The sequence below is a fragment of the Bianquea renquensis genome (genome assembly GCF_014384895.1).
In the GTDB taxonomy this organism is placed as follows: domain Bacteria; phylum Bacillota; class Clostridia; order Lachnospirales; family Bianqueaceae; genus Bianquea; species Bianquea renquensis.
The window spans coordinates 1-7,226 of the sequence record NZ_JACRSQ010000059.1; the positions used below are offsets into that span (position 1 = coordinate 1).

The 7,226-nt window shown below is 51.0% G+C and carries 8 protein-coding genes; all 8 read left to right on the forward strand.

Annotated elements, in window-relative coordinates; genetic code table 11:
- Nucleotides 1–1,133, forward strand: a 1,133-nt coding sequence (locus H8730_RS16965; protein ID WP_249290244.1) for a Cna B-type domain-containing protein, incomplete at its 5' end; no start/stop codon positions are given.
- Between the two features lie 472 nt (nt 1,134–1,605).
- Nucleotides 1,606–2,313, forward strand: coding sequence for a dihydrofolate reductase family protein (locus H8730_RS16970; protein ID WP_177718200.1), 708 nt, complete (start codon nt 1,606–1,608; stop codon nt 2,311–2,313).
- Between the two features lie 136 nt (nt 2,314–2,449).
- On the forward strand, nt 2,450–3,199 hold the full coding sequence (locus H8730_RS16975; RefSeq protein WP_177718198.1) for a flavodoxin: 750 nt from the start codon (nt 2,450–2,452) through the stop codon (nt 3,197–3,199).
- 164 nt (nt 3,200–3,363) lie between these two features.
- The gene (locus tag H8730_RS16980; RefSeq protein ID WP_249290245.1) at nt 3,364–4,443 is read left to right on the forward strand and encodes an FAD:protein FMN transferase; all 1,080 of its coding nucleotides are present in this window, start codon (nt 3,364–3,366) and stop codon (nt 4,441–4,443) included.
- Between the two features lie 198 nt (nt 4,444–4,641).
- Nucleotides 4,642–5,436, forward strand: coding sequence for an alpha/beta hydrolase (locus H8730_RS16985; RefSeq protein ID WP_177718196.1), 795 nt, complete (start codon nt 4,642–4,644; stop codon nt 5,434–5,436).
- A 137-nt stretch (nt 5,437–5,573) separates the two neighbouring features.
- A complete protein-coding gene (locus H8730_RS16990) occupies nt 5,574–6,080 on the forward strand; it encodes a methyltransferase (protein ID WP_177718194.1) in 507 nt (168 codons plus the stop codon).
- Nucleotides 6,081–6,102: 22 nt separating this feature from the next.
- Nucleotides 6,103–6,936, forward strand: a complete 834-nt coding sequence (locus tag H8730_RS16995; protein ID WP_249290246.1) for a class I SAM-dependent methyltransferase — start codon at nt 6,103–6,105, stop codon at nt 6,934–6,936.
- Between the two features lie 56 nt (nt 6,937–6,992).
- The coding region (locus H8730_RS17000; protein WP_249290247.1) for a hypothetical protein at nt 6,993–7,226 on the forward strand (234 nt) is incomplete at its 3' end.

Sequence of the window (7,226 nt, forward strand, 5' to 3'; positions counted from 1 at the left end):
TGGGAGAGGTACAGACTGAAATCGAAGGCGAGAAAACATGGGAGCTGGGCGGCCATGACGTGGCCCTGCCGGAATCTGTCACCGTGCAGCTGAAAAACGGGGATTTGCTGGTGGAGGAAATCTCCGTCACCCCGGACGAAAGCGGCGAGTGGCACTACACCTTCACTGCGCCAAAGTGCGGCGCGGACGGCAGCGAGATCGCCTATACCGTCGAGGAGGTGCCGGTTGCGGGCTTTGCCCCCAGCTACGACCACTTTGATATTCTCAACACTTACATTCCGCCTGTAAAAATCGAACCACCCATGATTGAGAAAGTCGTGGAGGGCGAGAACCCGCCTGAAACACAGTTTTCCTTCCTGCTGCGGGGTGAAAAAGACGCGCCTATGCCAGAGGACAGTGATGGAAATACGAATATTGTCGCCCTCACTGGCAGCGGTGAGGCAGAGATGGGCGAAATCGTGTTCGAAAAAGCCGGGGTCTATACCTACACCATTTCCGAATTGAATACCGGCGCGGACGGCTGGGAATACGATAACACCATTTACACCCTCACCGTCGCTGTCACGCTGGAGGACGGCGCGCTCCATGCTTCCTACACCCTGACGAAGGACGGGGAACCGGTGGACAAGGCGCTCTTTACCAACCATTACGTGCCGAAGGAACCGGACACGTTGGAGATTGCGGGCACCAAGACATGGGAACACGAGGACAATCCGGAGGACAGACGGCCCGACTCCATTATTGTGGAGGTTTACGCGGACGGGGAGCTTACCGCCCAGCGGCTGGTGACAGCTAAAGATGGCTGGCAGTATTCCTTCACCCTGCCAAAGTATGCAGAGGACGGCCACGCTGTTATTTATACCATAGGCGAGGCAGATGTGCCCGGCTACACGACCGAAATCAAGGGATATGACATCCTTAACACCTACACTGGCACTACGCCGGAGCCGACGCCAGATCCCGGCGACGATGAACCAAGTACGCCCAGCACATCCGATACGCCGGGCGATCCCGAGGGCCCACAGACCGGCGACAACAGCAGCCTCACTTTATGGTTTGCGCTGATGTTCCTTAGCTTTATAGGGCTAATCACTATTCTGGTGCTAGGGAAAAGAAAGACATATCGTGGGTGACTGTGGGAATCGGATCGACGTTCTTGCCGGCAATTTATGGAACACAATTCGTCAGCAGAGATCTCCCTAAGCTTCAGAAGTTTGTGCAGCGCATTATTTAAAAGCAGCTGAGACAGCCTGAACGGAATGCAGCCGTTCAGGCTGTCTCTTGCTTCACTGTTGATGTGATTCATAGGGAGCATGGCCTTACTCTTCGGGCAGGCATGTGGAGCCTAGCTGACAGAGGGACAAACCGATTCCCGGTAGTCCGGGAAGAGATAAGAACAGCGCGGATGCTACATTTTACAGATTTTTTCTCAAAAACCTCTTGACCGATAGTTACTACCGTAAATTATAATAGTTGTGTCAACCGTTGGAAACAATGAGATTGATCCCTTTGCGCGGTCTGATGGATTGTTTGTGTCGGATTCCGAAACTGAGGAGATTCATGAGTACCTGACAGCAAATGGGGTTTAGAGTAAAGGAGGACACCATGGACAGACCATATATCATATGCCATATTGTAAGTGCATTGGATGGCAAGATTGCCGGAGCTTTCGCGGGGACAAAGGCGGCGCAATTCACAAGTGAAGAATATGTCCGTATTCGCTCTGCATACCAGGCTGAGGCATGGCTGTACGGGACAACGACAACCAAAGAATTTACACACTACACTAAGCCTGTTTTGGAGCCAATCTGCCGGGATGTGCCGGAAGGCGACTACATCGCGGAAACCACTCTCAAATTTTTCTATGTTTCGCTGGATACGGCAGGGGAAATCGGTTGGGAATCCGGAACCTTTCAGAAATCCGGCAGGCCCGATGCGCATGTAATTGAAATTCTGACGGAGAAAACGCCGTCTGCATACCGTGCGTACCTTCGGAGAAGAGGTGTTTCCTACCTCATTGCGGGAGATGATTCGCTGGATTGTAAAGTTGCCGTTGAGAAGTTGAAACGGCTGTTTAGGATCGACACCATTCTGATCTGCGGCGGAGGAACCGTCAACTGGACTTTTATACAGCAGGGCGTTGTGGATGAACTCAGCCTGCTGCTAGCCCCGGCCGCAGACGGTGACCCTTCGACTCCTACCGTTTTTGAGAAGTCTGAGTTTCTCACATCCACGGCACCGGTGGAATTCAGCCTTAAAAATGTAGAGCAGCTACAGAACAGCGGTGTCCGGCTGACATATCTCGTAAAGTAAGAAGCCCAGCAGGTGCAAGGAGATGATGATGTGCGGCTATCTTACTCGACAGAGAATGCGGCTGCCACAAATTCGGTTCCGTAATGTTGGAGACGGTGGAAACCGACTCCAAATAACACGAAATGGAGGTCTGAAAATGAGAAAATTGACAGGAATTCTTTTGGCTACTTTTGTGCTGATGTCTTTGCCGGCTTGCGGCAGCAACACAAACCAGCCCACACAGGGAATTATTGAACGCCCGCAGCAAAATGAAAGCACTAAAACGCAGGAAACCCCGCCGGCCTCTCGCGATGATGAACAGCCGGAAAATAACGCGGCGGCGAATCCAGAGGCTTCCACAGGCAGTAACATAGTAATCGCATATTTCACTGTACCGGAGACAGATGGCGTTGATACAGTGGCAAACGCCAGCCGTGTTGCCACGGAGAATGGCGTTGTAGGCAATACAGAGTTTATTGCCATGGAGATTCAGAAAAACCTGGGCGGCGATCTGTTTGCCATTGAAACCGTGCAGGAATATCCGGGAAGTCATGATGCGCTGCTGGAGTTTGCCTACAATGAAAAGAGCGATGACGCGAGACCAGAGCTTTCCACACACATCGAAAGTCTGGATGGATATGAGTACATTTTCATCGGCTTCCCCAACTGGAATGCGGATCTGCCCATGCCGCTGTACACTTTCTTTGAAGAATATGATTTTTCCGGCAAGACCATCATTCCCTTTGTGACCCATGGGGGCAGCGGATTTTCCAGCACCATTCGCACCATTCAGGGCTTGGAGCCGGACGCCACGGTCATGGAAGCGGGACTTTCCGTCTCCCGGAACAGTGTTCCCAATGCTCAGGCGGATGTGAAATCTTGGACGGATTCTTTACTTGCAGACTGACTTTTAGGCAGAAGGGCGCTGAAATTTATGAAGCCAAAGATGGGTTTGAAAATATGTGTGGATATTGCCGTGACCGCGGTTACGCCCCCGTCCTGGTGTTTTTGGGACTGGCCTCCATCTCCTGCCGGATCTTTGAAATGGCTTGGCCGCAAGGGGGAAAGGACATGAAGCGGAAAGTGAAACAGCTGCTGCTGACTGCGGCGGGCATTGCTTTGCTGATCCTTGTTGTTTCCAGCTTTGTGATCCTTGTATTTTTCCCGGATATGCTTCCTTCGGCGTCTAAAACGCAAAACGAAGCATCAAAGGAATTGTTTGCCATGGATACCTACATTACCATGACCGCTTATGGCCGGGATGCAGAAACAGCACTGACAGAGGCGGCGGACAAGCTGGCAGCTTTGGAGCAGCTATGGTCGGTAACAGATCCCAACAGTGATATTTATGCCGTCAATCATGGTGAGGGACACCCCATACGCGTCAGTGAGGAGACATCAGAATTGGTTTCCTTTGCCCTGCAAATGGCGGAGGAAACCAATGGCGCTCTGGAACCGACGATATATCCGGTGTTGTCTGCCTGGGGGTTTACCACAGAAGAACACCGTGTGCCGTCCGAAACAGAAATTGCGGAACTCTTAGGAAATGTGGGCTATGAACGGGTCAGATTAGAGGGCGACACGGTCCAGTTAGACAACGGCATGATGCTGGATTTGGGTGCAATAGGGAAAGGGTATGCCGGTGACCTTGTGGCGCAGGTAGTTCAGGAAAACGGGAGTACCTCCGCTCTGTTGAATTTTGGTGGAAATATCCAGGCTATAGGGACAAAACCGGACGGCAGCCGGTGGCGACTTGGTTTGAGGGACCCCTTTACCGGCGGGACGCTGGGCGTTCTGGAAATCAGCAATATGGCTGTCGTGACTTCCGGCAATTACGAGCGATACTTTATTGGTGAGGATGGCAAGCAGTACGGCCACATTATCGATCCTGCCACGGGTTATCCGGCGGAAAGCGGTCTGGTGTCTGTTACCATCGTTGCCGGGGAAGGCCGCCTGTGTGATGCGCTGTCCACTTCTCTTTTTGTTATGGGGTTGGACAAGGCTGCTGAATATTGGAAACAGCATCCGGACTTTGAAATGATTTTGATTACCGAGGACGGAGAAATCGATCTGACGGAAGGAATTGCAGATGCGTTTACACTGGACAGCTATCACAGCAATATGAGGGTCAATGTGATTGAATACGAGTGAGCAGAACGTTTTAATCTGGATTGTTGCGTTTTCCTCAACAGTTAGTTGTTGCTAATTGACTGCCCATGTGGTATGATATAGATACTTCAAAATGACTTTCAATAGTTTTCTGGTCACGGGAAGATTCGATGTCCAACAAATTGTCAGAGGCTTTCTTTACAACATACTGCGAATCTTGACAGAGAGGAAGAGATCCCGATGAGATTCTATTCATTTGGAAATGAGGACAACCCTGTACTTTTCCTGCTGCCTGGTACGTGCTGTCACTGGAAGCGCAATTTCGGGTCTGTGATACCGTTTTTACAGCAGGATTTTCATGTGGTCTGCGTATCCTACGACGGCTTTGACGAGACGGAACCGGCCGTGTTTCCGGATATGCTGACCGAGGCTGCAAAAATCGAAGCGTACATACAGGAAAACTTTGGCGGCCAGATCCGCGCCGCCTACGGCTGCTCTATGGGCGGTTCTTTTGTTGGCCTGCTACTTCAGCGGGGAAATATTCATATCGGTCACGGTATCCTGGGCAGCTCCGATTTGGACCAAAGCGGAGGATTATCCGCACGGCTTCAGGCAAGGCTGATTTCCGGTGTGCTCCATGGCGTGTTCCAAAAGGGCAGGTTGCCGGGCTGGATGCAAAAGCGGCTGGAAAAGAAGACGCCGGAAGAACGGGCGTATATGGATCGGATGCTGGCGTTGTTTGGAGTCGGCACGGCGGACATGGCGTTTGTTCAGAAGAAAAGCATTTACAATCAGTTTTACTCCGATCTGGTGACGCCGCTGGGGGATACCATTTCTGTCCCGGGCACTGCCGTGCATATCTTTTATGCCGTGAAGATGGGTGGGCAATATGAGGCGCGTTACCGCCGGCATTTCAAGGATCCGGACATCCGCCGCCACGATATGCAGCATGAAGAGCTGTTGGCCTGCTATCCTCAGAGATGGGCTGATGAAGTGCGCCACTGCTGTGAAATGACGGCACTTGATACCGCCTGAGCGGTAGGAACAGCCCGGCGTCTCTGCACCGAATCAGAATGTGTTCTTCACGGACGCGGGGGGCTGGGTATGATAGTCAGTTGGCTATTGCATGAGGATTATCATAGATGCGAATAGAAGGCAGGAGGTGAGCGGAAGTGAGTGACAAAAGGCATCTGCCTGTTTATGGAGTAGGTCCGATTTACGGAGCGATACTCATTTTGGCTACGGTAATTGGAATCACCGTGTCTGTGGCCGGCATATTGGATTTTTCAAAAGTACCCTTTTCAAAAATCCCGTTTATTGTGGCCGGCATAGCGGTGGCTGCATTTGGATTTTGGGTATGGTACAGCGCGGCTTTTCGCATAGATCAATATATTAAGGGGAATAGACTCTGCACAGATGGAATCTATGCCTGGGTGCGGAATCCCTGCTATTCCGGTATCATGCTGATGTGTACGGGTGCAGTATTGATGGCAAATAATTTTATTCTGTTGATTCTTCCCTTGTTTTACTGGATTTTTATGACGGTTCTGATGAAGAACACGGAGGAAAAGTGGCTGAATACGCTGTACGGCGAAGCATACACCGAGTATTGCAGGAGAGTAAATCGTTGCATACCCTTTCCGAGCAGGAAGGATGGAAGTGATAAGCAAAGGAGATGAAGTAGAGGAGGATGCAGACCATATGGACAAGGTACACATTGAAAAAAATACCGTGCAGGAAACGCTGATAATCCCGCTCTATGCCCGCAAACTATGCAGCGAGCAATATCCTGCATATTTTCGAGACGAAAAGGCTGTCGAGCTGATTGAGCGTCTCGACTATGATTTCAGCCAGATTGAAAAGAAGTCCCGAAGCCTGATGCAGCGGTTTGGCGCATTGGAGGTTGCCATGCGGCAAAGCGGTCTGGCGATTGAGACACAGGAGTATCTGAAAGAACATCCAAAGGCGGCTGTGGTAAACCTGGGCTGCGGCTTGGATCAAACGGGGGAAAACTGCGATAATGGCACATGCCAAATCTACAACATCGATTTGCCGGATGTGATTGCCGTGAGAAAGACTTTGCTCCCGGCGCAGGACAGAGTAAACAACATTGCCACAGATTTGAATGACGCCGGTTGGTTTGACCGGATCGATGACACCGGCGGCGCTGTCTTTCTGGCGGCGGGAGTCTTTTACTATTTCCAAAAGAAGCAGGTACAGATGCTGTTTCACAAGATGGCCCGGCGTTTCCCAGGCGGCAAGCTGGTGTTTGATACCGCCGGAAAACGAGCAGTCGCTATGATGAGTAAAACCTGGGTCAAACAGGCAGGCATCGAGGATGTGGACGTCTTTTTCCATGTAAACGATATGGAGAGAGACTTGATTTCCTGGATGAAAGAGTCCAAAGTAACCAGCCGGGGCTATATGCTGGGTTATCACGATTTAAAAGATCCGTCTGTCAGCGGTTTCTTTCGGCTGTTGGCAAAAATCGGGGACGGCATGATGCGAATGCGGATCGTGCGAATTGATTTTTAGGAGGACCAGGACATAAAGTGCAGGACGGCGATATCCTGCGGGCATGATATACGTGTTTGAGAAAGGGTGAGGAGGATGAGTTTCCAATACCGTTTATTTCAATGGGACGTATGAGAAATCATAGAAAACGGTATGAGTTCAGCATAGTATTTATAAAGGCACCTGGCTTAGTGCTCACAGCTGCCGCAGTCCGCCCATCCGTACACCTCAGCCCTCTGGGTATATCCATCCCGATCTTAGCTTTCTGTCCGGATAAGGAGCAGCTCCCTTGCGTCAAGGCAGATGTAATA

What these genes read in the sequence shown, in the direction of transcription:
- H8730_RS16970 (WP_177718200.1), top strand. Translation starts at nt 1,606, where the DNA reads ATGGACAGACCATATATCATATGCCATATTGTAAGTGCATTGGATGGC.
- H8730_RS16975 (WP_177718198.1), top strand. Translation starts at nt 2,450, where the DNA reads ATGAGAAAATTGACAGGAATTCTTTTGGCTACTTTTGTGCTGATGTCT.
- H8730_RS16980 (WP_249290245.1), top strand. Translation starts at nt 3,364, where the DNA reads ATGAAGCGGAAAGTGAAACAGCTGCTGCTGACTGCGGCGGGCATTGCT.
- H8730_RS16985 (WP_177718196.1), top strand. Translation starts at nt 4,642, where the DNA reads ATGAGATTCTATTCATTTGGAAATGAGGACAACCCTGTACTTTTCCTG.
- H8730_RS16995 (WP_249290246.1), top strand. Translation starts at nt 6,103, where the DNA reads ATGGACAAGGTACACATTGAAAAAAATACCGTGCAGGAAACGCTGATA.